Annotated in this window: 25 protein-coding genes; 8 read left to right on the top strand and 17 right to left on the bottom strand. The window is 42.3% G+C overall.

Annotated elements, in window-relative coordinates; genetic code table 11:
* Positions 1 to 23 precede the first annotated feature (23 nt).
* The 5 genes from ACZ5AE_RS01850 to rlmD form a co-directional block, all read right to left on the bottom strand.
* Entirely contained in the window at positions 24 to 1064 is a 1041-nt protein-coding gene (locus ACZ5AE_RS01850) for an ABC transporter ATP-binding protein (protein WP_464568940.1), read from the bottom strand.
* 41 nt (positions 1065 to 1105) lie between these two features.
* The gene (locus ACZ5AE_RS01845; RefSeq protein WP_464568938.1) at positions 1106 to 1885 is read right to left on the bottom strand and encodes an ABC transporter permease; all 780 of its coding nucleotides are present in this window, start codon (positions 1883 to 1885) and stop codon (positions 1106 to 1108) included.
* Positions 1878 to 2714 (bottom strand): ABC transporter permease, encoded by an 837-nt coding sequence (locus ACZ5AE_RS01840; protein ID WP_464568936.1) that lies wholly within the window; start codon positions 2712 to 2714, stop codon positions 1878 to 1880. The genes ACZ5AE_RS01845 and ACZ5AE_RS01840 overlap by 8 nt, the downstream gene beginning before the upstream one ends.
* A 378-nt stretch (positions 2715 to 3092) precedes the next feature.
* Positions 3093 to 3464 (bottom strand): hypothetical protein, encoded by a 372-nt coding sequence (locus ACZ5AE_RS01835; RefSeq protein WP_464568934.1) that lies wholly within the window; start codon positions 3462 to 3464, stop codon positions 3093 to 3095.
* A gap of 47 nt (positions 3465 to 3511) precedes the next feature.
* Positions 3512 to 4882, bottom strand: a complete 1371-nt coding sequence (gene rlmD, locus ACZ5AE_RS01830) for a 23S rRNA (uracil(1939)-C(5))-methyltransferase RlmD (protein ID WP_464568932.1) — start codon at positions 4880 to 4882, stop codon at positions 3512 to 3514.
* A 408-nt stretch (positions 4883 to 5290) separates the two neighbouring features.
* On the opposite strand from rlmD, the gene ACZ5AE_RS01825 reads away from it, so the two are divergent.
* Positions 5291 to 5611: a hypothetical protein gene (locus ACZ5AE_RS01825; RefSeq protein ID WP_464568930.1), complete on the top strand. Its 321-nt coding sequence runs from the start codon at positions 5291 to 5293 to the stop codon at positions 5609 to 5611.
* A 195-nt stretch (positions 5612 to 5806) separates the two neighbouring features.
* Here the strand turns inward: ACZ5AE_RS01825 and ACZ5AE_RS01820 are convergent, their stop codons facing one another.
* The 3 genes from ACZ5AE_RS01820 to ACZ5AE_RS01810 form a co-directional block, all read right to left on the bottom strand.
* Positions 5807 to 7276, bottom strand: coding sequence for a nicotinate phosphoribosyltransferase (locus ACZ5AE_RS01820; protein ID WP_464568928.1), 1470 nt, complete (start codon positions 7274 to 7276; stop codon positions 5807 to 5809).
* 62 nt (positions 7277 to 7338) lie between these two features.
* The gene (locus ACZ5AE_RS01815; protein WP_464568926.1) at positions 7339 to 7890 is read right to left on the bottom strand and encodes a cysteine hydrolase family protein; all 552 of its coding nucleotides are present in this window, start codon (positions 7888 to 7890) and stop codon (positions 7339 to 7341) included.
* 145 nt (positions 7891 to 8035) lie between these two features.
* Positions 8036 to 8977 (bottom strand): diacylglycerol kinase, encoded by a 942-nt coding sequence (locus ACZ5AE_RS01810; RefSeq protein ID WP_464568924.1) that lies wholly within the window; start codon positions 8975 to 8977, stop codon positions 8036 to 8038.
* Positions 8978 to 9393: 416 nt separating this feature from the next.
* Here ACZ5AE_RS01810 and ehuB point away from each other — a divergent pair, with 416 nt between their 5' ends.
* The 5 genes from ehuB to plsY all read left to right on the top strand — a co-directional run bounded on the left by ehuB (position 9394) and on the right by plsY (position 13393).
* Entirely contained in the window at positions 9394 to 10260 is an 867-nt protein-coding gene (gene ehuB, locus ACZ5AE_RS01805) for an ectoine/hydroxyectoine ABC transporter substrate-binding protein EhuB (protein WP_464568922.1), read from the top strand.
* Between the two features lie 84 nt (positions 10261 to 10344).
* Positions 10345 to 11001, top strand: coding sequence for an ectoine/hydroxyectoine ABC transporter permease subunit EhuC (gene ehuC, locus ACZ5AE_RS01800; RefSeq protein WP_464573510.1), 657 nt, complete (start codon positions 10345 to 10347; stop codon positions 10999 to 11001).
* Positions 10998 to 11708 carry an ectoine/hydroxyectoine ABC transporter permease subunit EhuD gene (gene ehuD / locus ACZ5AE_RS01795; RefSeq protein ID WP_464568920.1) on the top strand — a complete coding sequence of 237 codons (711 nt, stop codon included), beginning with the start codon at positions 10998 to 11000 and terminating at the stop codon, positions 11706 to 11708. Before ehuC ends, ehuD begins: the two co-directional genes overlap by 4 nt.
* A gap of 98 nt (positions 11709 to 11806) precedes the next feature.
* Positions 11807 to 12580 carry an ectoine/hydroxyectoine ABC transporter ATP-binding protein EhuA gene (gene ehuA, locus ACZ5AE_RS01790; RefSeq protein ID WP_464568918.1) on the top strand — a complete coding sequence of 258 codons (774 nt, stop codon included), beginning with the start codon at positions 11807 to 11809 and terminating at the stop codon, positions 12578 to 12580.
* A gap of 186 nt (positions 12581 to 12766) precedes the next feature.
* Positions 12767 to 13393, top strand: a complete 627-nt coding sequence (gene plsY, locus ACZ5AE_RS01785) for a glycerol-3-phosphate 1-O-acyltransferase PlsY (RefSeq protein ID WP_464573509.1) — start codon at positions 12767 to 12769, stop codon at positions 13391 to 13393.
* A gap of 110 nt (positions 13394 to 13503) precedes the next feature.
* Here plsY and ACZ5AE_RS01780 read toward each other — a convergent pair whose 3' ends face one another.
* Entirely contained in the window at positions 13504 to 14058 is a 555-nt protein-coding gene (locus tag ACZ5AE_RS01780) for a thioredoxin family protein (RefSeq protein WP_464573508.1), read from the bottom strand.
* Positions 14059 to 14282: 224 nt separating this feature from the next.
* On the opposite strand from ACZ5AE_RS01780, the gene putP reads away from it, so the two are divergent.
* Positions 14283 to 15761, top strand: coding sequence for a sodium/proline symporter PutP (gene putP / locus ACZ5AE_RS01775; RefSeq protein WP_464568916.1), 1479 nt, complete (start codon positions 14283 to 14285; stop codon positions 15759 to 15761).
* Between the two features lie 654 nt (positions 15762 to 16415).
* Here the strand turns inward: putP and ACZ5AE_RS01770 are convergent.
* Positions 16416 to 16949: a DUF1697 domain-containing protein gene (locus tag ACZ5AE_RS01770; protein ID WP_464568914.1), complete on the bottom strand. Its 534-nt coding sequence runs from the start codon at positions 16947 to 16949 to the stop codon at positions 16416 to 16418.
* A 142-nt stretch (positions 16950 to 17091) separates the two neighbouring features.
* Between ACZ5AE_RS01770 and ACZ5AE_RS01765 the strand changes: the two genes are divergently transcribed.
* A complete protein-coding gene (locus ACZ5AE_RS01765) occupies positions 17092 to 17523 on the top strand; it encodes a VOC family protein (RefSeq protein ID WP_464568912.1) in 432 nt (143 codons plus the stop codon).
* A 342-nt stretch (positions 17524 to 17865) separates the two neighbouring features.
* Here ACZ5AE_RS01765 and ACZ5AE_RS01760 read toward each other — a convergent pair whose 3' ends face one another.
* The 7 genes from ACZ5AE_RS01760 to dgoD all read right to left on the bottom strand — a co-directional run bounded on the left by ACZ5AE_RS01760 (position 17866) and on the right by dgoD (position 25939).
* Positions 17866 to 19011: a cation:proton antiporter gene (locus ACZ5AE_RS01760; protein ID WP_464568910.1), complete on the bottom strand. Its 1146-nt coding sequence runs from the start codon at positions 19009 to 19011 to the stop codon at positions 17866 to 17868.
* A gap of 769 nt (positions 19012 to 19780) precedes the next feature.
* Positions 19781 to 21208 carry an Asp-tRNA(Asn)/Glu-tRNA(Gln) amidotransferase subunit GatB gene (gene gatB, locus ACZ5AE_RS01755; protein WP_464568908.1) on the bottom strand — a complete coding sequence of 476 codons (1428 nt, stop codon included), beginning with the start codon at positions 21206 to 21208 and terminating at the stop codon, positions 19781 to 19783.
* A gap of 12 nt (positions 21209 to 21220) precedes the next feature.
* A complete protein-coding gene (gene gatA / locus ACZ5AE_RS01750; protein WP_464568906.1) occupies positions 21221 to 22672 on the bottom strand; it encodes an Asp-tRNA(Asn)/Glu-tRNA(Gln) amidotransferase subunit GatA in 1452 nt (483 codons plus the stop codon).
* Positions 22673 to 22685: 13 nt separating this feature from the next.
* Entirely contained in the window at positions 22686 to 22979 is a 294-nt protein-coding gene (gatC, locus tag ACZ5AE_RS01745) for an Asp-tRNA(Asn)/Glu-tRNA(Gln) amidotransferase subunit GatC (RefSeq protein ID WP_464568904.1), read from the bottom strand.
* Between the two features lie 175 nt (positions 22980 to 23154).
* Positions 23155 to 23811: a bifunctional 4-hydroxy-2-oxoglutarate aldolase/2-dehydro-3-deoxy-phosphogluconate aldolase gene (locus ACZ5AE_RS01740; RefSeq protein WP_464568902.1), complete on the bottom strand. Its 657-nt coding sequence runs from the start codon at positions 23809 to 23811 to the stop codon at positions 23155 to 23157.
* A gap of 19 nt (positions 23812 to 23830) precedes the next feature.
* Complete coding sequence (locus ACZ5AE_RS01735) at positions 23831 to 24772, bottom strand: sugar kinase (protein ID WP_464568900.1); 942 nt, start codon at positions 24770 to 24772, stop codon at positions 23831 to 23833.
* Positions 24773 to 24790: 18 nt separating this feature from the next.
* Positions 24791 to 25939: a galactonate dehydratase gene (dgoD, locus tag ACZ5AE_RS01730; RefSeq protein WP_464568898.1), complete on the bottom strand. Its 1149-nt coding sequence runs from the start codon at positions 25937 to 25939 to the stop codon at positions 24791 to 24793.
* Between the last annotated feature and the right edge of the window lie 43 nt (positions 25940 to 25982).

The following is a 25982-nucleotide window of genomic DNA, read 5'->3' as shown; positions in this document are numbered from 1 at the left end:
TTATTAATAAATTTATTTGCCTATTAAACTATGATTAGCTTGTGAGCAGGGATGGATAATGTAACTGTGTCTCCTACTTGGTAGATGACATCATCCGCTTTATTTGCCAGCAATGTACCAATCGGGGTTTCAACCTCATATTGGTAGGACTTTCCCAGGAACGTACGGACCTTAATCTTGCCTATTACCGTATTATTGGTATTTGGCTCAGTACCTTCTGCAATCTCAATATCATCTGGACGAATGGTTCCTGTACATTTTGCCGGTACCCATTGGCGGGTACTTTCGAAGACCGTTCCATCGACCGCTTTATACTTCCAGTCTTCAGTAGGTGCCAGCTTAAAGAAGTTCTCAAACCCGATAAAACGGGCCACAAACTCCGTTTTTGGATTTTTGTAAATTTCCTCAGGTGTGTCAAACTGCTCAATCACGCCTTTATTCATAACGGCCACTTTGTCCGAAATCGAAAAACACTCCTCTTGATCATGCGTAACAAACACGGATGTAATCCCCAATTGGCTTTGGATCCGTTTAATCTCAATCCGCATCTGGTGGCGCAATTTTGCATCCAAGTTACTGAGAGGTTCATCTAATAATAATAATTTCGGCTCAATCACTAAGGCACGGGCTAATGCTACACGCTGTCTTTGCCCGCCGGAGAGCTGCTTAGGATAACGATTTCCCAGCTCTTCTAGCCCAGTAATGGCTAAAATATCATTTACTTTTTTTTCAATGGCTTGCTTTTTTTCTTTGCGTAATTTCAAACCAAACGCAACATTTTCCTTAATTGTTAGATGGGGAAACAATGCGTAGCTTTGGAAGACCATTCCAAACTCCCGTTTATGAACGGGCACTTTCGTTAAGTTTTGATTATCAACCACGAACTCCCCATCATTTGGCTCAATTAAGCCGGCAATCACCCTTAAAGTGGTTGTTTTCCCGCACCCAGATGGTCCTAATAAGGAGACCAGTTCTCCTTTTTCAATCGATAAATTTAAATCTTTTAATATATCAGCTTTGTTATCATAACTTACACGAATATCTTTTAATTCAACATAGGACATAATACTGTTCTACCCCCGTCGCTGTTGGATTCTGTCTATTCCTATGAAATACTGGCTAACCCTAATGTTTTTTCAATAATAAACATCAAAACAATCGTCCCAAGCATTAATACAACGGATAATGCCGAGACGGACGGGTCGTAGTTGTACTCAATATAATTCATTAAGCTGGTTGGCAGCATGGTAACACCTGGTCCTGATAAAAACTGCGAAACAGGGATATTGTTAAAGGAGTTAATGAACGCAAGCATAAAGGATGCAAAAATTCCCGAAGTAATGTTTGGCAGCACCACTTTGATAAACGTCTGTAATTTTGTGCAGCCTAACGTCCATGAAACCTCTTCAATTGAAAAGTCTAACTGCTCTATCGTTGAGCCCACAACCCGGATTACGTATGGCAGGCAAATTAAGAAATGGCCTAACAACAATCCTTGGATAATCGGAAATTGGAACTTAATCACGATAAATTGATACATCGCATATCCAACGACCAATCCAGGCACGATTGTTGGTGAAAGGAAAAAACTCTTAATCCAATTCCTTCCGAAGACCTTATGACGTGCTAAAGAATAGGCGGCTGGCACACCAATAATCAACGCCAAGAGTGTTGCAATAAAAGCTACTTTTAAACTAAGAAAAAAGCTGTCCATAAAGGCTTCATTGCTAAACACCTTGCCGTACCAATCAAAGGTAAAACCTTTAATGGGAAATTGAATGGTTGAATTAGTTCCAAAAGAAGTCACGATAATAATTAGCAAAGGTACTAGCAAAAACGCAAATACCAAACCCGCAAAGACTTTTAAACCAATGTTTTTACGCACTTGCCTCACCTCGCTTATCCATGCGGCCGGCAACCCAGTTGAATAGCTTCATCACGATTAATGTCGCCACAATCATAATCAAAGCAATGACACCGGCACCCTGCCAGTTTCCTAACGCGGTCGCATTTTGATATAGGAAGGTTGCTAACATGATGTTCCGGTTTCCACCTAATAATTGCGGGGTAGTATAGGCTGTCAAGCTTCCTGTGAAAACTAAAATACTCCCAACAATAATTCCCGGCACACTTAATGGCAATATCACCTTCATAAATGCTACCAAGCGATTCGCGCCCAACGTTTCTGCTGCTTCCATAATCTCCGAATCAATGTTCTCTAATATCCCTACTAAAGTAATAACCATTAAAGGTAAGAAGAGATACACAGAGCCAATCACAATGGCGAATTCCGTATAAAGCAGAGTAAGTGGTTTTGATATTAACCCCACGCTCTTTAAAGCATTATTTAGAATACCGTCTTGTCCCAAAATGGTGATCCATGCAAAACTTCGCACAACCGAATTCGTCAACAACGGAAACAGTGTAATCGACATTAACAGGCCACGCCATTTTTTGGGACTTTTCGAAATATAAAAGGCGGTTGGAACTCCTAACACTACACAAATCAAAGTCGCAATCAGTGAAATCTTTATCGTCCGCCAAAAAATACCAAGATTATAATCATCCTTAAAGAATGAAGTGTAGTTACTCAAAGTGAATCCTCCATCAAAGAAGGTTGGGTAAATGGCGGTAATAAGCGGTAACACCAAGAATAAAATCAAAAGAATCAATCCTGGAGCCAAGATGATGTAAGGGATTCTTCGCTGTGTCATTTCTGGCCTCACTTTCAAAAAGGGTTATTCATTCATGCATGTAATCAAGTTTAAGTTTTTTTATTCCTTCCATAGAGTATTATAATTTATCAAATTCTCATTAGCAACATAAAATACGAATATTTTTTTCATTAAACATATTCAATGTTCGTTATTTCTGCGTAAAATTAAAAGAATTTGTTATTAGACGCTTCGTTTTCCCTTTATTCACGAATATCATTATTAAAAACCCTTGCGAATTTAAAAATAAATAAAAATACCAACTTAAGGAATATATTCATCCTTGTTTCGCTTTCTGGCGTTGAAAAGCTAATTTTAACAGCAAAAAACCACTCCCGAATTTTATAGGAAGTGGGTCTGTTATTGTATTAATTTATTTCATAAGTGGTTTCTCTTTTGTTGAAACAGATCAGTCTTTTTGCTGCCTTTTTGCAGAAGCTCCATATTCAAAAAGTTTTCCTTCATCACAGGGTATACTTTTACCTTAATGAAGAGAACAAATAGGGTAAACGGAATGGTGAAAATAAGACCTAACAGTACAATTGGTGCATAAATAAAGGCTCCGCCAATTATAACAAAGGAATAAATGATTGGAATTAGATATACAGGGAAAAATATGAGATTCATAAAAATCAATGCCATATATTTAACCTTTTCCGTTTTCGCAGCGGCACTCTTGCTCAATTGTTTACACTCTTTTATTTCATTTATTGTCACTTGAAAAATATCTATAAACAAGTTCAGTTTCATTGTTAGTCCCCTATTTAGGCATTTTCTATTTTTTTCCTTATCTTCTACTATGCCAATACAATTTGCGCGACACACTCAACATGCATTGTCATCGGAAACATGTCAACCGGCTGAACTTCCAATGTTTTATAGCCGCCGTCTTCTAATATCCGCAGGTCCCTCGCTAATGTAGCCGGGTTACAGGAAACATAAACAACCTTTTGTGGTTTCATGTCAATGATTGTTTGAAGGAGGGCTTCGTCGCAGCCTTTGCGCGGCGGGTCCACGACCAGCACATCCGCATTATTACCTTCCTTGTACCATTTTGGTATAACAACCTCGGCTTCCCCTACAGCGAATTCAGCATTGGTCATTCCGTTCAATGCCGCATTCCTGCGAGCATCTTCAATCGCTTCCGGAACCACTTCGACACCGACAACCTTCTGAGCTTTTTGAGCCAAAAATAAAGAGATGGTACCAATTCCGCAATAAGCATCAATGACACTTTCCTCACCGTTTAAATCGGCATATTCCAAAGCTTTATCGTAAAGCACCTTCGTTTGAACAGGATTGACCTGATAAAAGGATAACGCTGAGATTGCGAATTTCACATCGCCAATATAATCATAGATCACTTCGCTGCCCCACAAAAGGTTGGTTTTCTCGCCAAGGATGACATTTGTCCGCTTCGAATTCACGTTATGGACAATCGACTTTACCTTTGGAAGGCGGGCGATGATTTCTTCAATTAACTCTTTTTTGTACGGGATTTCCGGTGTTCTGGTAATCAGCACGACCATGAGTTCCCCGGTTTGTTTTCCATACCGGGCCATAATATGCCTTAAAACACCTTTATGCGTTTCCTCATTATAAGCCGGAATCCCAAACCGGCTGCAAATTTCCTTGACCGTTTGAACCGCTTCATTTACTTCAGGCAACTGGATGACACTTTCATCCATATCGACGATTTCATGGCTTCTTGGCTTAAAAAAGCCGGCAACCAGCTTTCCGTCCTTTTCACCAACAGGCACCTGAGCTTTGTTTCGGTAAAACAAGGGGTTGGCCATTCCTAAAATCGGGTGAACTTTCACATCCTCCAATTTACCAATCCTTGTGAGTACCTGCCTGACTTGATTTTCCTTGTACTTTAACTGCCCCTCGTAGCTGATATGCTCAAGCTGACAGCCTCCGTATTTCGTTTTCTCACTGTCAGGGATTTCCACCCGATACGGACTTCTTTCGTAAAGCTCGATAACCCTTCCAATCCCATAGCTTTTATTAACCTTGATGACTTTGACTTTCGCCTTTTCGCCCGGCAGACCGGTCGGCACGAACAGCGGATAGCCTTCCACCTTCGCCACCCCTGCCCCGTCATGAGTTAAATCTTCAAATATAACATCTATATAATCATTTTTATTGACTGGTAATGCTCTGCTCATTCGCTTCTTCCTTTACGTCTCTATTTACTAGCAAGATTTTATCATAAAGCAGGATTAAATGCGAAAAGACCCGTTGTCTGGCTTATCAAGGACATTTCCTTCTGGTTTTAACCGGGTTTTGTCCTTCATAACTCCTATCAAGGACATTTCCTTCTGCTTTCCAACCAATTTTGTCCTTCATAACATCTTTCAAGGACATTCCTTCTACTTTCCAATTTTGTCCCTCATCCGTTCTACCAAATATTTCTCCTGGCACTCTCCCCTTCTAAAATATTAAAAGAGCCCGATTAACAAAAACACGGCAAATAATAGTGTAAAATAGGCGCAAAAATTGTCAGAATATTTTTGTTTTAAAATATAATGATAGTGTATATGATTAAATCAACCCATTGGAAGGAGTGGATCGCGATGAAGATGATAAAAGGCTTCTCGATCATCATGTTCCTTGCCTTTCTGGCCTTCACCTTTTTACATTCTTCAAATTCGCCTCCCCACCACCATCCAGAAAGCAAGGCAATCATTCAATTAGATGATTGGACAGCGAAGCATCAATGGGACGATGAGAAAAAACAGCCATTTGACATGCAGCTATTCTTCCTGCTTATATCGATCATGCCTTTCGCATCAATACCTCTCCAATTGTTTCAGACAAACTTCAGCAGAAAGCAAAATTTTCTTATCCCCATTTTTTATCAAGCTAACTATGTGATTAAAGCCTCCCTTTTTTAAATTAATTTAAAAATAAGGGAGGAAATATAAATGGCAATGTGGTTCCGAGTATTAATTATTGGTTACTTTTCTTTAACAGCAGCTGGACTTCTGACTTTCCAAGGCATTGAAATTTACCATGCCTTCATAGACTTCTTTAAACAGAAATAAATAAAAAGGCTGTCCCCAAAGCATTACTGCGGGACAGCCTTTTTGTTATTCTTCTTCTTTCATCGCTTCCACTTTTTCTTTAACTTCTTGGATATTTCTCATTTTGTTATCCCAGCATTTCTGGCTTAGGTCGACTGGGTAATGCTCCGGATTGAGCATCCGCTTGTACTCGTCCCAAAGGGCAGCCAAATTCTGCTTCAAATATTCCCGGGATTCCTCCAGACATGGAATTTCATAGACAAACTCCCCGTTTACAAAAATATCCTCATGAAGCTCTTTTGCTGTAAAATTGGTAACCACCTTGTTTAAAAACGTATGCGTTGGGTGGAACATGCGCAGCTTCTTTTCCGGAAGCTTTTCATCTTCCATTGTGATATAATCCCCTTCAGCATGATGATTCGTATTATTGATAATCCGGTAAACCTTTTTTAAGCCTGGGGTGGTTACTTTTTCGGGGTTGGAAGAAATTTTAATCGTATCCTCCATCTCACCTGCTTCGTTTTCAATCGAAACAATTTTATAGACAGCGCCTAAGGCTGCCTGATCATATGCAGTAATCAGTTTCGTTCCGATTCCCCAGCTGTCGATTCTTGCGCCTTGAGCTTTCAGGTTAATTATCGTATATTCGTCCAAATCGCTCGATGCAAAGATTTTTGCATCCTCAAAACCTGCCTCATCCAGCATTTTCCGCGCTTCCTTGGAAAGATAGGCAAGGTCACCGCTGTCAAGGCGAATTCCGATAAAATTAATCTTATCCCCAAGCTCCTTTGCCACTTTAATGGCATTTGGCACGCCGAGACGGAGTGTATCATATGTATCCACCAAGAAAACACAGTCCTTATGGGCCTCAGCATATTTATAAAAAGCAGTATACTCATCCTTGTAGGCCTGCACCATGGAATGGGCATGCGTCCCTGCAACCGGAATGCCAAACATTTTCCCCGCTCTTACATTGCTGGTCGCTTCGAAGCCTCCTAGATAAGCTGCCCTTGTTCCCCAAATAGCAGCATCCATTTCCTGAGCCCGTCTTGACCCAAACTCCATGGCTACTTCATTGCCGACAACCTGCTTGATTCTTGATGCCTTCGTAGCAATTAATGTTTGATAATTCACAATGTTAAGCAAGGCTGTTTCAATGAGCTGTGCCTCTGCCAACGGCGCTTCCACGCGCAAAATCGGCTCACTGGCATACACTAGCTCGCCTTCCCTCATGGACCGAATCGTTCCAGTGAAATGCATATTCCTTAAATAGTCCAAAAAATCATCCTGGTAGCCTGTTTCATTTTTCAAATACTCAAGGTCATCCTCACTAAAGCGAAAGCTTTGAATAAACTGGATGACCTTTTCAAGACCTGCAAAAACGGCATAGCCATTGCCAAAAGGCTGCTTACGGAAAAACAATTCAAAGACCGCCCGTTTATTGTGAATGCCATCCCTCCAATACGTCTCTGCCATATTAATCTGGTACAGATCCGTATGCAGAGTTAAACTATCATCTTGATAAATGTGTTTCATAATTGACCTCCGAGGTACTATTACAGCTTTTCACTATTATATCCATATTATCATTAAAAAGACTATTTAACCACAGCGCCCAAAGACTGTTCGAAATGGCCGAGGGCCCACTCATGCCCCGCCGGATTGAAGGAAGCAACCGCATCCTTGTAGACGACTATCTTGAAGCCTTTGTTATAAGCATCAACAGCGGTATGAAGGACGCAGATGTCAGTGCAGACGCCAACTAGGTGGATCTCATTGATTCCCCGCTCGCGCAGCTTGATTTCAAGATCTGTCCCAGCAAAGGCAGAATATCTGGTTTTATCTATATACTGGACATTTTCTCGTTCCTTATTTTCCTCATATACTTCCTGCAGCGCCCCAAATAAATCCCTTCCTGAGGTGCCGCGCAGGTTATGGGGCGGAAATAGCTTTGTTTCCGGATGAAATTCATCGCCTTGGTCGTGGACATCAATAGCAAAAACAACATATTCGCCGCTTGCAATAAACTCTTTTGTCAGTTCTGTAATTCTCCCCTCAATCGCCTGCCCTGGTGCGCCACAGGTTAATGCCCCGGCATCGGCAACAAAATCAAATGTATAATCAATATTAATTAACGCCCTTGTACCCATGTGAAATCGCTCCTTTTAATCGTGTCATGACTTATGTCTTTAATTCATTATACATAGTCTTTGGAACCTTTTCACACAATTAAGAATTTATAAAAAAGCCCGCTCCATCTGGAACGAACTTTCGCGATTGTGTATTATATTTTTTCTAACTATACCGTTTTCCCGGAACCCAATCGGTTGGCCGGTCATTTGGCCGGATATCATCAAATCGAACGAACACTTCTAAATGCCGGTACAGGTTTTCGAATTCTGCAGGCAGCAAGCCGCCAAATTCTCCGTCTAAATTTAACTGCACCTTTTCATCTGAGAACACTTTAACCCGGTTTGCTTTGGTATACAAAACGTTTGGGTCATTTACATGCTCACCGCGAACAGCTAGCGTTGCAACCCTAATAAATTCAGCCAAATTTACTTTTTTCAAAATCAGCAGTGAAAATAATCCGTCGTTAATTGATGCATCTGGAGCTAACCTTTCAAATCCGCCAATGGAATTGGTCAACCCAATGAGAAACATCATTGCTTCCCCTTCAAATATTTTTCCATCATATTCAATCTTAAGATGGGAAGCCTTAATTGACGGCAGCATTTCTATCCCTTTTAAGTAGTAGGCAAGCTGGCCCAGCATTGTTTTCAATTTGCTGGGTACCTCATAGGTTAATTCGGTAATCCTTCCCCCGCCGCCAATATTAATAAAATATTTATCATTAATCCGGCCAATATCAACGGGAATAAGCTCCCCGCGTGTGATAATATCTACTGCTGCCGTAATATCACGCGGTATATGCAGAGCCCTGGCAAAATCATTGGTCGTACCGGCAGGAATAATCCCTAGTCTCGGACGGTAGTCTTGTACAGCAATGCCGTTAACTACTTCGTTAATCGTTCCGTCACCGCCAGCAGCAATGACCACATCGTACTGACGTTCCACAGCAATTCGAGCTGCCTTTGTCGCATCGCCCGCACCTGTTGTCGCGTGACAAGATGCTTCATATCCGGCGAGTTCCAATTTTTCAAGGATTTCCGGTAAATGACGTTTAATCATTTCACGTCCGGAAGTAGGATTATAAATCAGTCTTGCTCTTTTCATCCATCATCATCCTAATTTTAAGATCAGCTTATTATTTCTATATTCTACCAATTTATTCGGTGCGTTACAATTATGCCTTACATCCTATTTTTAGGAAAAAACGCCCCTTTACTATAATACCTTTGTTTTATTTTTTTGCAAAAAATATTTACCTTTTTAACTCAATAAAAAAGGGCTTTAAAAATGGGCCAGAGTAGCATCCAAGAGTATCTGGGAGCATATGGAAGGATTTTTCAGGATACGTTGTCTCAGTAAATGAGAGCTAGTGAGAGTCCTTCTCATTAAAGATAATCCCTAAATATCAGATTTGTCTGATATTTGAACTTAAAGTAAAATGGGAACCAACCCTTTTCTGCCCAGTTTTCTTCCATTTTTCCAATCAAAGAAATTTTATATTTTTATCAGGGAGGTCGATCATGAAATTAAAAACCATATTACTAGGTATTTTATCGATTTTTTTATTAACCGCTTGTTCGGTTACCACCTCAGGGGATGAAAAGCTTTCTACCCTTGAAAAAGCAAAGAAGGAAGGCAAAATTGTAGTTGGGTTTGCCGGTGAAAAGCCTTATGCCTACGAAGATGAAAACGGGAAATTGACCGGAGAAGCGGTTGAAGTCGCACGTGCCATCTTCAAGGAAATGGGTATTGAAAAAATGGAAGGAAAGTTAACGAAGTTTAGCTCTTTGATACCTGGGCTAAAAGCTGGGAAATTTGATGTTATTACTGCTGGCATGTACATAACGCCAGAACGTTGTAAACAGGCCGATTTTGCTGAACCTGATTATTCCATCGGTGAAGCGCTTGCTGTCAGAAAAGGGAATCCTAAAAACATTCACAGCTACAAAGATATTGCTGCAAACCCCGATATCAAGATTGCCGTCATGAACGGTGCGATTGAAATGGAATATCTCAAAGCTGCCGGGGTGAAGGAAAGCCAAATGGAAATTGTCACCGATATACCATCAAATATCACCTCACTAGTGTCCAATCGTGTTGATGCCATTACAATGACAGGGCCTACACTCTCCGCTGCGCTAGACACAGCAGATGCCAAGAACATTGAGGTCGTGGATGATTTCACCCAGCCTGTCGTCGATGGAAAAAGCGTTCGCGGCTACGGAGCAGCAGCGTTTAAACAAGGCGATGATGAGATTCTAGAAGCCTATAACAAGGAACTGAAGAAAATGAAGGAATCTGGGGAGCTTTTGGATATCCTCGGCAAATTTGGATTTACGGAGACAGAATTACCTGGAGATATCACAACAGCAGAACTTTGCCAATAATGATGGTGGTTCCAGTAAAAAGGCGCTCCGCATGAGAGTGCCTTTTTCTGGTAATCTATGAAACTTTTTTTGGAGGGATGAATTATCAATAAATTTATCGATATTTTTTTAAAAATATTACCGGGTGCGGTCGTGACCATAGAGATATTGCTTGCATCTGCCTTATTGGCATTTGTTATAGCATTTATAGCGGGAATAGGACGTGTGTCCAGATTCTCAATTGTTCGAAGTGTCTCCTCATTATACGTTGAGTTGTTTAGAGGCACTTCGTTACTTGTCCAATTATTTTGGATTTTCTTTGCCCTGCCTGCCTTTGGCATCCAGTTCACCGCTTTTCTCGCCAGCGTCGTTGCTCTAGGGCTCAATTACGGGGCGTACGGTTCTGAAATTGTCCGCGGGGCTATCACCGCTATTCCAAAAGGGCAGACTGAAGCTTCCATTGCATTAAATATGACGAACTTCCAGAGGATGAGACTGGTCATTCTGCCGCAGGCCTTTCGCATGATGCTGCCGGGCTTCGGAAATATTTCAATCGAACTGTTAAAAGGAACCTCGCTTGTTTCTTTAATTACCTTAACTGATTTAACCTACCGAGGCTTGATCATTCAAAACTCAAACATCAGCTATACGATGCCCGTTTTTGTTACCCTGTTATTCGCCTATTTCATGGTGGCACTGCCGCTTATTATCCTCGCCAGAAAGCTGGAGAAATGGTCAGCGAAAGGAGTGGCAAACGCATGAGTTGGGATTGGAATTTTGCTATTAAAGTTTTCCCTGAAATACTTAGCGCTATTTGGCTTGTAATTGCAATAACCATCGGCTCTTTTATGGTTTCCTTAATACTTGGGCTTGTTTTGACTCTTGGAAGAAGGTCAAGGTTTAAACCCTTATCCCTTTTGGTTTATGTGTTTATCGAATTTATTAGAAGCACCCCACCGCTCGTTCAACTGTTTTTTGTATACTTTGCACTTCCTGCGATTGGCATTTCCATCAATAAATATGCAGCAGGAATCCTAACACTCGGGATTCATTACAGCACCTACGTTTCCGAAGTATATCGTTCAGGAATAGAGGGTGTTCAGAAGGGTCAATGGGAAGCTGCCACTGCGATGAACTTTAGCAAGGCACAAACCTGGTTCCGCGTTATTTTACCGCAAGCCATACCTCCGGTTATCCCGATGCTCGGGAACTATTTCATTGTACTGTTTAAAGAAACTCCGATTTTAATGGCCATCGGCATCGGTGAATTTTTACAAAAAGCACAATTGATAGGATCTAATCAATTTAAATATCTCGAACCGATTACTATTGTGGGATTGTTGTTTTTCCTGCTTAGCTACCCCTCAGCCTTGCTTATTAATAAACTGGAACAGAAATCCAAGCAGGCATTCAGGGGAAAAAATAAGCGTCAAAGCGCCCGCCCATTCCGTTTAAAGTCGGGGGCATAAACTAGTTATTGTTTGAAAAAAGACACAGAAAGGATGAGATGATGAGTGTTCCAGAGAGGAAACTAGAATCGTCAAAAAAAGTATATCCTATAAAACAAATGAAAAATCCAATTGTTTCCTATGAAAATATTAAAAAAAGTTATGGTGAGTTCGAAGTATTAAAAGGCGTAAACCTAAACATCTCTCCCGGTGAGAAAGTGGCATTAATCGGCCCCAGCGGTTCAGGGAAAACCACAATTATCCGGATGCTAATGACACTGGAAAAACCCAGTTCCGGTTTTATTAAGGTAGAAGGAAAATATTTGTGGCACAAGGAAGTGAATGGCGGGCTGGTTCCAGCCACTGAAAAACATTTACGTGAAATGCGCCAGAATATTGGGATGGTCTTCCAGCACTTTAACCTCTTTCCCCACATGACCATCTTACGAAATGTCACCGAGGCACTGATCCATGTCCTGGGCCTGCCAAAGGAAGAAGCATTCCGAAGGGCCGTTGAAATGCTCAAAAAAGTTGGCTTAGGTGACAAATTGGATGCCTACCCTGCTCAGCTTTCCGGCGGACAAAAGCAGCGGGTTGCCATTGCGAGAGCGGTTGTCATGCAGCCAAAGGTTATGCTGTTTGATGAAGTTACTTCTGCACTTGACCCGGAGCTTGTGGGTGAGGTTCTCCAAGTCATTAAGGACCTTGCAAAGGAAACGGATATGGCGATGATTTTGGTTACCCATGAAATGGACTTTGCCCGTGATGTCGCCGACCGAGTTGTCTTTCTTCACGACGGTCAAATTGAAGAAGAAGGGACTCCAAAGGAAATTTTCGAAAACCCTAAAAGTCCAAGATTACAAACCTTCTTAAGCCGATTCTTGAAATCTTAATATCAATAAAAGGAGGGCGTGGGTCCTCCTTTTTTCTCAATTTACTAATCCAACTTACAAATAGTGCTCTTTTCTATCATCGTCAAGAACAGGACTGTTAATTTCCAATTCATGATAGTTCGACAAAATACTTCCATTTACTTATGGTAGAATAAAAGAAAATTCTTCTAAAAGGGAATGATTGTTATGTTCTGGTGGCTGCTGCTTGCCTCCTATTTAATTGGAAGCATTCCAACCGCATTGATTATAGGAAAATTGGTCTACGGTATTGATATACGGGATCACGGCAGTAAAAACCCCGGTGCTACTAACACGCTGAGAGTGTTAGGGAAAAAGTCCGCCGTCTTTGTGCTGGTGATTGACCTAGCTAAGGGCGCATTCGCCGCGGCACTTCCTATCTATTTCCGGATTGATGCAGAACCGCTTTACTTCGGCCTTGCAGCAGTAGCCGGCCATTGCTTTCCCATCTTTGCCGGGTTTCGGGGCGGCAAAGCCATTGCGACAACTGCAGGCGCTTTGTTGGTTGCCAATCTTCCGTTGCTCGCAATTGCTTATATTACCTTCTTTACCGTTACTTTTTTGACCAAGTATGTTTTTTTCGGTTCTATCTCTGTCGGACTTAGCCTGTTGGTTGTTGATCTAATCTCGCCAAAACTGGAATTTGAACTGATCTTTCTCCTATTCTTTTTCTTCCTAATCTTTCTGCACCGTTCTAATATTAGGAACTTTATTTTAGGGATTGAGCCAAAGATCAATGACAAGAATTTGAGCAAAGACCGGATTCCCCCTAAAAATAGCGGGTTTAAATTTTAATTGGAACTCGCCGATTGGCGAGTCCGTTAGGACGGTTCATAAGGCATAGTTGAATCTATTTGTTAAGAAAGGGCCCCAATCGACCGTATTTGTCGCCGGGGCCCTTCATTTTACTTTAATAAGACAGCCATGATGCTGTTAGCAACCGTCTGCCAAATGGAAGCATCCGTTTGATAAGAGGCAGCTAGTTGCTTATACATAGCCAGCTGCTTTTCCTGAAAATCCTCTGCATCCTTGTCAGGCAGGGCCGCACGTTCTTTTTCCACCCTCGCCTGCACTTCTGGTGCGCGCGGGCCCCAGACTCCTATTTCATTTCCTTCTTGGTCGATAAAAATAAAGATCGGAATCGCCCTTGATGTACCATTGGTCAAGTATTGGTCCATCAATTCCAGATTTTGATCGCGCAGGACCATCCGCACTTCCATGTCCGCTGCCTCGGCAATTCGCAGCAATACCGGATTATTCAGCATCGCATCTCCACACCAATCCTCTGTCAAAACAATAGCCCTCAAATTCCGAGGCTTTAGTGTTTCTAGCCGTGTTGAATCCTCTTCCTTTAAAGCAAACTTCTCATAGATGGAAAGCATTTGTTCTTTATTTCGAGTCATCACGTTGATGTATTCATTGACCGACATTCCTTTTTCGAACCAATCATTTAAATTCATCATTTCCCAACCTTTCTTATTTTCTTTTATGATAAACATTTTAAATTTGAATTACAAAAACACCGCTTACAGCGGGTTACTATATTATTCTAAAAATATTTTTCACTATTTTAATAAATCAATATTTTGGTAGTAGAATTTTAGAGAACAAACAGATAAAATATAAATACTGCAGAAATTATTATTCTAAATATTTTCTGTTTTTAAAAAAAGGGGGTAAATATATGTCCAATGAAACTTTACAACTTGTTTCGATTGGTATTTACTTGGCCGCAATGCTGTTTATTGGCTGGTATTCCTATCGAAAAACAAGTAACTTAACTGATTACATGCTCGGAGGACGTTCTTTGGGTCCTGCTGTAACCGCTTTAAGTGCCGGTGCTGCCGACATGAGCGGATGGCTCTTAATGGGACTGCCTGGGGGAATTTATGTAACCGGTTTAGCCGATGCCTGGATTGCTATCGGTTTAACAATTGGTGCTTACCTGAACTGGTTATTGGTTGCACCGCGCCTTCGCTCATATACGCAAGTAGCAAATGACTCCATCACAATTCCTAGCTATTTAGAAAACCGCTTTAAAGACAACACAAAATTGATCCGGATTGTTTCAGGTATTGTTATTCTTATTTTCTTTACTTTCTATGTTTCATCAGGTATGGTTTCCGGCGCTGTCTTTTTCCAAAGCTCCTTTGGTACAAGCTATCTTACTGGGCTTTATATCGTTGGCGGCGTTACCATTGCCTACACATTATTCGGCGGATTCCTTGCTGTAAGTTATACTGATTTTATTCAAGGATTAATGATGCTGATTGCTCTGCTTCTTGTTCCTGCACTTGGAATTTTTAACACTGGCGGTCCAGCTGAAACCTTTGATACGATTCGTGCGATTGACCCTACTTATCTTGATTTCTTTAAAGGAACAACCTTCTTGGGGATTATTTCTGCAATGGCTTGGGGTCTTGGTTACTTTGGCCAGCCACATATCATTGTCCGCTTTATGGCCATCAAAACAGTTAAAGAAACAAAAAGCGCCCGCCGCATCGGAATGGGCTGGATGATTTTCTCTTTAATCGGAACTATTTTTACCGGATTCATCGGAATTGCTTTCTTCCATAACAATCCACAGCATGTTTTGGAAAATCCTGAAGCGGTATTTATCGAACTCAGCCAGATTTTATTCCATCCATTATTCGCAGGGTTTGCACTTGCAGCTATTCTCGCAGCCATTATGAGTACGATTTCCTCTCAGCTAATCGTGACCTCCAGTGCATTAGTTGAAGATTTATACAAAGTAGTCATGAACAAAAATGCTACGGATAAGCATTTGGTCTTCTTAGGAAGAATGGCAGTTCTTACTGTAGCAGTAATAGCCGCATTACTTGCTCTGGATCAAAATAGTACCATTTTAGACCTTGTTGCCTATGCATGGGCAGGCTTCGGTGCTGCATTCGGTCCTATCATCCTATTAAGCTTGTTCTGGAAAAAGATGACGAGCTCGGGCGCTCTGTTTGGAATGATCGTCGGGGCTGTCACTGTCATTGTTTGGAAAAACACCGGACTTGGCGATACACTTTATGAAATTGTTCCAGGGTTTGTTTTCAACCTTGTGGTATCTATTGTTGTCAGCTTGATCACGTATAAGAAAAATGATGCAATTGAGAAAGAGTTTGATGAAAGCGTCCGGTTGTTAAAACAGGAATAGTTATATGAGGGAAACGCTCGGAATATTGATCCGAGCGTTTTTTTTGCAATTCTATTTAAAGTAGATTGTTATATGGTACCTTACTCTTATGAAGTTTGGTGGTTTTGGCTTATAAGGCCTTTATATGCTACCCAACTCTTTTGGGGTGCGGCGGTTCGGGCTCATATGACCTTTATATGCTACCCAACTCTTTTGGGGTGCGGCGGTTCGGGTTCATATAGCCTTTATATGCTACCCAACTCTTATGGGATGCGGCGGTTCGGCCTCATATGACCTTTATATGCTACCCAACTCTTTTGGGGTGCGTTGGTTCGGGTTCATATAGCCTTTATATGCTACCCAACTTTTATGGGGTGCGTTGGTTCGGGTTCATATAGCCTTTATATGCTACGCAACTCTTATGGGGTGCGGCGGTTCGGGCTCATATAGCCTCTATATGCTACCCAACTCTTATGTAGTTTGCCGATTCAGGCTCATATAGCCTCTATATGCTACCCAACTCTTATGTAGTTTGTCGATTCAGGCTCATATGACCTTTATATGCTACCCAACTTTTATGGGGAGAATCGGTTCGGGTTCATATAGCCTTTATATGCCACTGAACACATTTAAAAAAATGCTGTTCCGTACGAAAAAACAAACATGTTCTCAACCTTATGCTTTTGCCAGGGAATCGAGTTTAACTACCGTTTTCCAGTTCCTCACAGTCCCAGGAACTCCTAACTTCGGAAGCTGCTGTGCCAGCTTGGAGGTTCGAATGCTTTGACGGAGAATCAAATAGACATCTTTTCCCTCTATTCTAAATTCATCCTGATTACTTTGAACGGAGCCCAATTGCTGAATACCCTCCTGTGATGGTTCACCAGCCAAAAAGGCTACCTGTATACTTTCTTCCTCGTTTAAAGATTCAATTGGGAATGGACAATTCCGGATGATTCGTTCAAAGTCCTCCGCTGTCCTTAAAACAACAGGGACTGGAAATCCAAATTTCTTGGCGATTTCATCCTCCAACAGATGGGTAAGTTTTTCCGGCTTCTCGTTTGATTCAAATAGGACGTTCCCGCTTTGAATATAGGTTTTAACCTTTTTTAGCCCTAGCTCTTCCAATAGACCTTTTAAGTCTGCCATTTTGATAATATTGTGCCCGCCAACATTTATGCCTCTTAATAGTGCAATATAAATGGTCATAATAAGCCCCTCACTTTTCCCGCCTTTTTTTCAATCTTACCATTTCTTATCATGGATAAACGAATTGAAACCGGTTTTGAAAGGAGTTTTTTAGAAGTTTAGAGAAAAACTAAGTAACAACGTTTTTGGGAGGGTTTTATTGATGATTCCACAACGAGTAAGCCTGGTTACCATTGGTGCCTATAATCTGCCTGCACTGCGTGTTTTTTATAAGTCTTTGGGCTGGGAAGAGACTGAGTCCAGTTCTGACCAATACGCTGTTTTTAAAACGGCTGGGGTGCTTCTTTCTCTGTATCCTATTGAGGAGCTGGCGAGGGATGCAGGGATTGAATTTGGGAGCTTGTCTCAGCACTATAGGCCTGTTACTTTAGCAATTAATGTTGATGTTAAAGATCAGGTAGATGAAGTGATTGGGGAAATCCTCGCGGCAGGGGCCCGAATCCTAAGAGAACCAAGTGATGCCTTTTGGGGCGGCCGGATAGCCTACTTCGCCGACCCCGAAAATAACGTTTGGGAAGTCGCCTGGAACCCAAGCTCTGTATTTGATGAGCGGGGAGCTATGATTTCCTTCTAGTTTTTTGATTTATACTTTTCATAACTACCTAGTACTCGAGCTCGACTGCCTCTCGGGCGTTATAAACCCTTCATAACTACCTGGAACTCGGATTGGACTGCCTTTCGGGCGTTATGAACCCTTTATAACCACCTGGGCCCTGGGCCCAGTCTCCTTTCGGGCGTTATGAACCCTTTCATAACTACCTGGGCCTCGGAACCGACTGCCTTTCAGGCGTAAAAACCATCCATACTACCTGAGCCACGAGATCGACTACTTTTTGGGTGTTATGAACCCTTCATAACTATCTAAGATACATAACCGATTGCCTCTCAGGCGTTATGAACCCTTCACTGCCATTATTTATCCAATGTTCTGCCTAGGAGCCCACTTAAAAAATAATTTCATCATCGGCGGAGTTACCAATGTGGAAACTAAAGTCACAACAACAATTATGGCGAACATGTCCTGACTTAGAAGTTTGGTCTCCAACCCAATATCGGCAATAATCAATGCCACCTCGCCGCGGGATACCATCGCAGCACCAATTCCCAAAGCACTGCCCCAAGAAAATCCCGCTAAAACTGAACCTAGAGATGCACCAATTAATTTCGTTAAAATAGCTAAAATACTCAATAATACGATAGGAATAATATTTTCACCAATTCCGCCGAACTGTGCGGTCACACCGATTGAGGTAAAGAACACTGGTACAAAGATGGAATAACTGATGGTTTCGACCTTTTCAAAGATTTCATGTTTGAAATCCGTTAAACTGATTGCAACACCTGCGATATAGGCACCTATAATGGCTGCCACTCCTGTAAATTCTGCTAAATAAGCATAACCAAAACAAATTATTAAGGCTGAAGATATAACCGTTTCTGATTCCTTTAAAACAGAGAATCTTTTTAAAAATAACGGGACGACTGCCCAGCCGATTAAAAGCGCCCCTGCGAAAAATGCCACCTTTTTTAAGATAACCGCAGTCAGATTCACATCCCCGCCTGAGAGGCTCATTAAAAAGGCCAACGCTATAATAACCACAACATCATCAATTACTGCCGCTCCCAAGATAGTAGTACCTTCCCGGGTTTTTAGCTGATTCATTTCTTTCAGCGCTTGCACAGAGATGCTGACGCTGGTGGCTGAAAGCACCAAGCCTAAGAACCAAGATTGAAAATCCGACATTCCCAGCATAACCCCAGCGCCATAACCGAAAACAAGCGGGAATATTATACCGCCAAACCCTACATATGTTGATGCTTTACCTGTCCGCTTAAATTCATCCAGATCCGTTTCCAAACCGGCGATAAACATAAGCAGGATCACACCAATTTCACTGAATTCTGCTAAAGTTTCGGTTTCATTAACCAACCCCAATACGGAGGGCCCTAAAACAATGCCAATTAAAAGGGTCCCGAGAACGGATGGCTGCCCAAGTCTGACACTAAGACTTCCGGCAATTTTCGAAGCAATTAAAATGATAGCCAATTGGAGAATTAACATATTACACACCTCTCTCAATGGTTAGCATTTGTTTTAAGCAAGTCATAAATGCAACACTATTAAAAGGCTTCTATCATCGACAAATCATCCCCTCTCCCCTACTAATCAAACGTTTAATTAATAATATACTAACCTTTATTAATTCAAGGGTTCGGATAAAAATAAAGTAAAAAAATTGCCGATATCTTGCCGTCTAATCAAACGTTTGATTAAACTCCATGAATTCCGGTAAATCACTGTTTTCCCAAGACTTGCTCAAAAAACTTATCGCCTTTTGGTATATGGTATTTCCACGTTTCGCTAAAACCCATTTAAATTTGATATTTTCATGCCAATCGAACGATTGATTAAACAAGCATGAAAGTCATTTAAAATAAGGATAAATTTTAAAAAAGCACCTAAAAAGTCTGCCGAAAAATGTCTCCAATCAAACGTTTAATTAAATTACCGCTCCTTCTTAGAAAAATAAGCTTTTTTCCCTTTGCAAGGGCCGAACAGTGCCGTAGCATATGCCTTTTATTTCATTAATAAACTCAAATCAACCCGAAATATAAAGCATCTTGACTTATTTCCCATCCTTCGACACTTAATTCCAATTTGCAACATCATCCAAACGTTTGGTTAAATCAACAGCAAAGCCTTTTCAACAAAGGAATTTTTCCCGGGAAATGGTACAGCGATTGTCGAATATTGCCCCGACAAATTCTGCAAAGAAACTCCTTTACAGCATGTAAAAAGCCGGCAGAAAAAATTCTACCAGCTTGCAATCTTACCGCTTATTTAATTCCTGCACTAACAACTTATTCACCAATTGCGGGTTGGCTTGTCCCTTTGTCGCCTTCATGATTTGCCCAACAAGGAAGCCAGTGGCTTTTGCCTTACCACCCTTGAAATCTTCAATCGATTTCGGATTGTTATCAAGAATCTCACCAATAATCTTCAAAAGCGTCCCTTCATCGGAAATTTGCACAAGCCCTTTATCCTTAACAATCTGCTCGGCATCGCCGCCGTTTTCGATTAGCTCTTTAAAGACAGTCTTGGCAATCTTCGAGGATATTGTGCCATTATTAATCAACTTGATCATACCGGCTAGACCTTCTGGCGTAAGCGGAACATCGTGAAGTTCCTTGCCTTCCGCATTCAGGTAAGCGGAAACCTCAACCATGATCCAGTTAGACGCCATTTTAGCATCCGCACCGGCTGCTACTGTCGCTTCGAAGAAATCAGCGGTTTCTTTAATTACAGTCAATACTTTTGCATCATAAACCGGGAGTCCAAGCTCTTCGATATAACGCTTTTGACGCTCATCTGGAAGCTCAGGAATTTCTGCACGAATCCGTGATTTCCAGTCTTCGTCAATATATAATTCGAGAAGGTCCGGTTCCGGGAAGTAACGATAGTCATCGGAGCCTTCCTTTACCCTCATCAGAATGGTCGTTCCAGTTGCCTCATCAAAACGGCGTGTTTCCTGCTCTATTTTACCGCCCGACGACACAACCTCCCGCTGTCGTTTTTCCTCATATTCTAGACCCTTTCGGACAAAGTTGAAGGAGTTTAGGTTTTTCAATTCCGTTTTTGTTCCGAATTCCTCTTGCCCCACTGGACGAATCGATATATTGGCATCACAGCGGAGTGAGCCCTCTTCCATTTTACAATCAGAAACGCCGGTATATTGGATAATCGACTTTAATTTCTCCAAATAGGCATAAGCTTCGTTTGGAGTTCGGATATCCGGCTCAGACACGATTTCAATCAGCGGCGTTCCTTGACGGTTAATGTCCACTAATGAATAGCCTTTTTCATGGTTCAGCTTGCCGGCATCCTCCTCCAGATGAATCCTGGTTATGCCAATCCGTTTTGTATAACCGTCCACTTCAATTTCAATCCAGCCATGCTCTCCGATAGGCTGGTCAAATTGCGAGATTTGATATGCCTTCGGGTTGTCTGGATAAAAATAGTTTTTCCGGTCAAACTTCGTATGTGTGGCAACTTGACAATTTAGCGCCATTGCCGCTTTCATCCCGTAATCGACTACCTTTTTGTTCAGAACTGGCAGCACACCTGGGTAGCCAAGGTCGATGACAGTTGTATTTGTATTCGGCTCAGCACCAAAGTGGTTTGGGCTGGATGAGAAAATTTTTGAGTCTGTTTTTAACTCTACATGGACCTCAAGTCCAATCACTGTTTCAAATTCCATTCTATTCACCCCCTACAATTGCGGCTTCTTTTTATGATGGTCGGTTGCCTGCTCAAACGCATGGGCAACACGATAAATAGTTGCTTCGTCAAAATGCTTGCCGATAATTTGCAGACCTAACGGCAGTCCGCCGTCAAAACCGCATGGAACTGAAATTCCCGGCACACCGGCAAGGTTCATTGGTATTGTCAGAATATCGTTCACATACATCGTTAATGGATCATCAATATTTTCACCAATTTTAAAAGCAGGAGTTGGCGTAGTCGGCCCTATAATAACATCATATTTTTCAAAGACCTGCTCAAAATCCTGTTTGATCAATGTACGTACCTTTTGCGCTTTTTTATAGTAAGCATCATAATAACCCGAGCTTAGCGCAAAGGTTCCAAGCATTATCCGGCGTTTTACTTCCTCACCAAAACCCTCTGCCCGTGTCTTTTTATATAATTCAAGTAAATTCTCTGCATCAGGTGTACGGTAGCCATAGCGGACGCCGTCAAAGCGTGCCAGGTTCGCAGATGCTTCTGATGAAGAAATTAAATAATAAGCTGCCAATGCATACTTAGAGTGAGGTAGAGACACTTCTTCCCAAACTGCGCCAAGACCTTCAAGAACCTTTAGTGCCTCCAGCACAGATTGACGGACGGATTCTTGAACACCTTCGCCAAGATACTCTTTCGGTACAGCGATTTTTAGGCCCTTCACATCACCTGTTAAGGCTGCAGCAAAGTTTGGAACATCCACGTTTGCTGAAGTGGAATCCATTGGGTCTAGTCCGGAAATGGCCTGTAATAAATAGGCATTATCCTCAACTGTTCGTGTGATTGGACCAATTTGATCAAGCGATGACGCAAAGGCGACAAGTCCAAAGCGGGATACCCTGCCATAGGTTGGCTTCATGCCGACAACGCCGCAAAAAGCAGCCGGCTGGCGGATGGAGCCGCCAGTGTCAGAGCCCAATGAAAATAGCACTTCTCCAGCCGCAACGGATGCTGCTGAACCGCCTGAAGAACCGCCTGGGACCCGGTCAAGATTCCATGGATTCTTAGTCTTTTGGAAGCGGGAATTTTCGTTGGAAGACCCCATTGCGAACTCGTCCATGTTTAACTTACCGATTGTTACCGTTTCTGCCTGCTGCAGCTTTTGAACTACTGTAGCATCATAGATTGGGTCAAAGTTTTCGAGTATTTTGCTTGCACAGGTTGTCCGGAGACCTTTGGTGACAATATTGTCTTTCACGCCGATTGGCATGCCGTAAAGCAGCCCTTTTGCGGCATCCAGATTGTCATCTAGGGACTTTGCCGTTTGTCTGGCACGCTCTTCATCCAATGTTAAAAACGCCTGAACCTTGTCCTCGACCTCAGCAATCCGCTTATAGGATTCGTCAACCAGGTCAGAGACTTTCAGTTCTTTTTTATGTAAAAGCTCATGAAGATCTGAAACTTTATGGTCAAATAAACTCACACTAATAATCCTCCTACTCCCCTAAAATAGATGGCACTTTGAATTGGCCGTCCTGATGCTCAGGCGCATTTTTCAATACTTCCTCACGCGGCAATCCTTGCTTTGGGATATCCTCGCGGAGAACATTTTTCATATCAAGCACATGGTATGTAGGAGCCACATTGTCTGTATTCAGTTCATTTAACTGTTCAGCAAATGTGATGATGGCATCAAGCTGCTTGGTGAACTTTTCTGCCTCATCCTCGGTAATCGCAAGACGCGCCAAATTGGCCACGTGCTTCACCTGGTTGGTTGAAATTCGCGACATATTTAAGTTACCTCCGATTATTGTCATTTAATATAGATGATACCAAACTTTTTCGCTTTACCGCAATGATTACCCTTTAAGTATGGACAAGAGTTTTTAATTTTAGTTCAATTCGGACATTCGAAGTATTTTTTCCAAAAAGAAAAAGCACCCTTTACAGGCGATGGGTGCCTTGTTATCTGATCAAATTACGCGCAGCTCTTACTGCCTCGACATATTCTGCTGCTTTTGCTTTTAATTCGCTGAAGTTGCGTTCTTCTATTAACTTAGAATTGACCAAGCTTCCTCCGATTCCACAAGCTACCGCTCCCGCATTAATGTAGGACTCAATATTTTCTAACGAAACGCCGCCTGTTGGAATAACAGGAATGTGAGGAAACGGTGCCCTGACATCCTTAATGTATTTCGGTCCGACATGCCCTGCCGGAAACAGCTTAACCGCATCTGCACCCCATTCAACTGCTTGTATCATTTCTGTCGGGGTCATCACGCCAGGTATCGCTATTTTCCCATAACGCAGTGCCGTTCTAATCACCTCTTCAGAAAGGCTGGGGCTAAAAACAAAATCTGCACCTGCCGAGATGGCACGCTGAGCGGATTCACGGTCAATAACTGTTCCCGCTCCGATAAGAGCTTGACCTTTAAAGATCTGCGAGTATTTTTCAATTGTTCGGTATGCATGTGGTGAATCTACAGTCACTTCGAGTGCCGTCACTCCGCCCTCGACAAGGCTTTCAATCACCTGTCCGACAATCTCCTCAGGCATCCGGCGGATGACTGCGATGATGCCGCTTTCGACTAATTTTTGCAGCAACAGTACTTTCGGTATCACGAAAATCTCTCCTTCTCTACTATCTTAAGATTTCTTCCGAGCGGTCAGGAGCAATTTCAGCCCAATATGGATAACCCTCCACATCACCTGCAACCGTTACAGCAGAAGCTCCTACCCGGTTTCCAAGGGATACAGCATCCTTATAGGACCAGCCGCGAAGCAAGCCCGATATGAAGCCGGCAGCAAACCCATCGCCAGCACCAACAGTGTCGACTACCTTCTCAACTCTGTACCCCTCGACGTATTCCTGCTTGTCCCCATCATTGTAATAGGCTCCGGTATCCCCGAGTTTCACAACGACCGCCTTTGATCCATTTTTAATTAATCGCTCAGCTATTTTCTCAGGAAGCTTTTCTCCTGTAAGAATCAGACCTTCTTCAATACCCGGCAAAACGATATCGCATTTACCGGCAATATCCATTAACACCTCACGCGCTTCTTCCTTTGTCCAAAGTTTAAGGCGAATATTCGGGTCGAAAACAATCGTCACCTTATTTCGTTTGGCTGCATCAATCGCATGATAGACAAGCTCTCTGCAGGATGGACTTAACGCTGGTGTGATACCTGTAATATGAAGGATTTCCGCTTTGGCAATTTCACTTTCCTGCAAGTGAGCTTTTCCCATTCTGCTTGCCGCTGATCCAGCCCTGAAATAATTTACTTTAGGATCTCTTCCATCTTGCCGTTCCTTAAAAAATACTCCTGTCGGGGAGGCATGGTCAAAGGTTACCAAACTGGTATCGACCCCTTCTCCACGAATAAAGTTTCGGATATATAGACCGAATTCATCCTCACCAAGACGACTCGCCCAGCTTACCCGATGGCCAAGTCTGGCAAGAGCGATGGCAACGTTTGACTCAGCTCCGCCGATGGTCTTTTCAAATTCGCTGACATATCTTAGCGGCCCCGCTTTTGAGGGGTTTAAAAGGACCATAGTTTCACCAAAAGTAAGAACCTCCATTATTTATCCTCCTTACTTCTACCACTCTGCAACGCTGCCGTCTTTATTGCGCCAGATCGGATTTTTCCAATCATGTCCAACCTTAGCCATTTCCTTGACATGCTCTTCATCTACCTCAATGCCTAAACCTGGGCCCTCCGGTATTTTTACATAGCCATTTTCATATTTGAACACTGATCTATCCTTAATGTAATCAAGTAAATCGCTGCCTTGATTGTAATGAATTCCTAAGCTTTGCTCCTGAATAATTGCATTTGGCGTACAGAAATCCACCTGTAAGCAGGAAGCTAAAGCAATTGGCCCAAGCGGACAATGCGGTGCGACGGCAACATCAAAGGCTTCCGCCATGGTCGCGATTTTCTTCATCTCGAGAATGCCGCCAGCGTGAGAAACATCCGGCTGGATAATATCAACATATCCATCCATCAAGAGCTGCTTAAAGCCCCAGCGTGTATACTGTCTTTCACCAGTCGCGATTGGGGTTGAAGTATATCGGGCAATTTCCCGTAATGCCTCATTATTTTCCGGAAGGACTGGTTCTTCAATAAACATCGGACGATACGGCTCTAATTCCTTTGCAAGGATTTTTGCCATTGTTTTATGAACACGCCCGTGGAAGTCAATGCCAATTCCCACATCCTTACCGACCACTTCACGAACAGCGGCAATCCGGTTAAGGACACTTTCCACACTTGAGAAGTTATCGATATAGTCCATTTCTTCAGTTGCGTTCATTTTTACTGCTGTAAAGCCGGCATCAATCTTTTCCTTTGCAGCAATGGCTACATCGCTTGGGCGGTCGCCGCCGATCCAAGAGTAGACACGAATTTTATCGCGTGCCGCCCCGCCAAGCATTTCATAGACAGGCATATTGTAGAATATGCCTTTAATATCCCACAGCGCCTGCTCAATTCCTGAAATGGCACTCATCATGATTGGACCGCCGCGGTAAAACCCTCCACGGTACATCACCTGAAAAAGATCCTCAATTTTTCGTGGATCCTGACCGATTAAATAGTCACTAAGTTCCTTTACACAAGCCTCAACCGTGCTCGCCCGGCCTTCAACGATTGGTTCACCCCAGCCTTCTAAGCCGTTATCCGTTTCAATTTTTAGAAAAAGCCAGCGTGGTGGAACTTTGTATAACGTTAGGTTCGTGATTTTCATAGTAAATTCGCCTCGTTTATATTATTTTTAAAATCACTTGTTT

Source organism: Neobacillus sp. S1227, assembly GCF_055385255.1.
The sequence above is the reverse complement of the archived record's forward strand: the minus strand, read 5'-3'. Positions and strand labels throughout refer to the sequence as shown.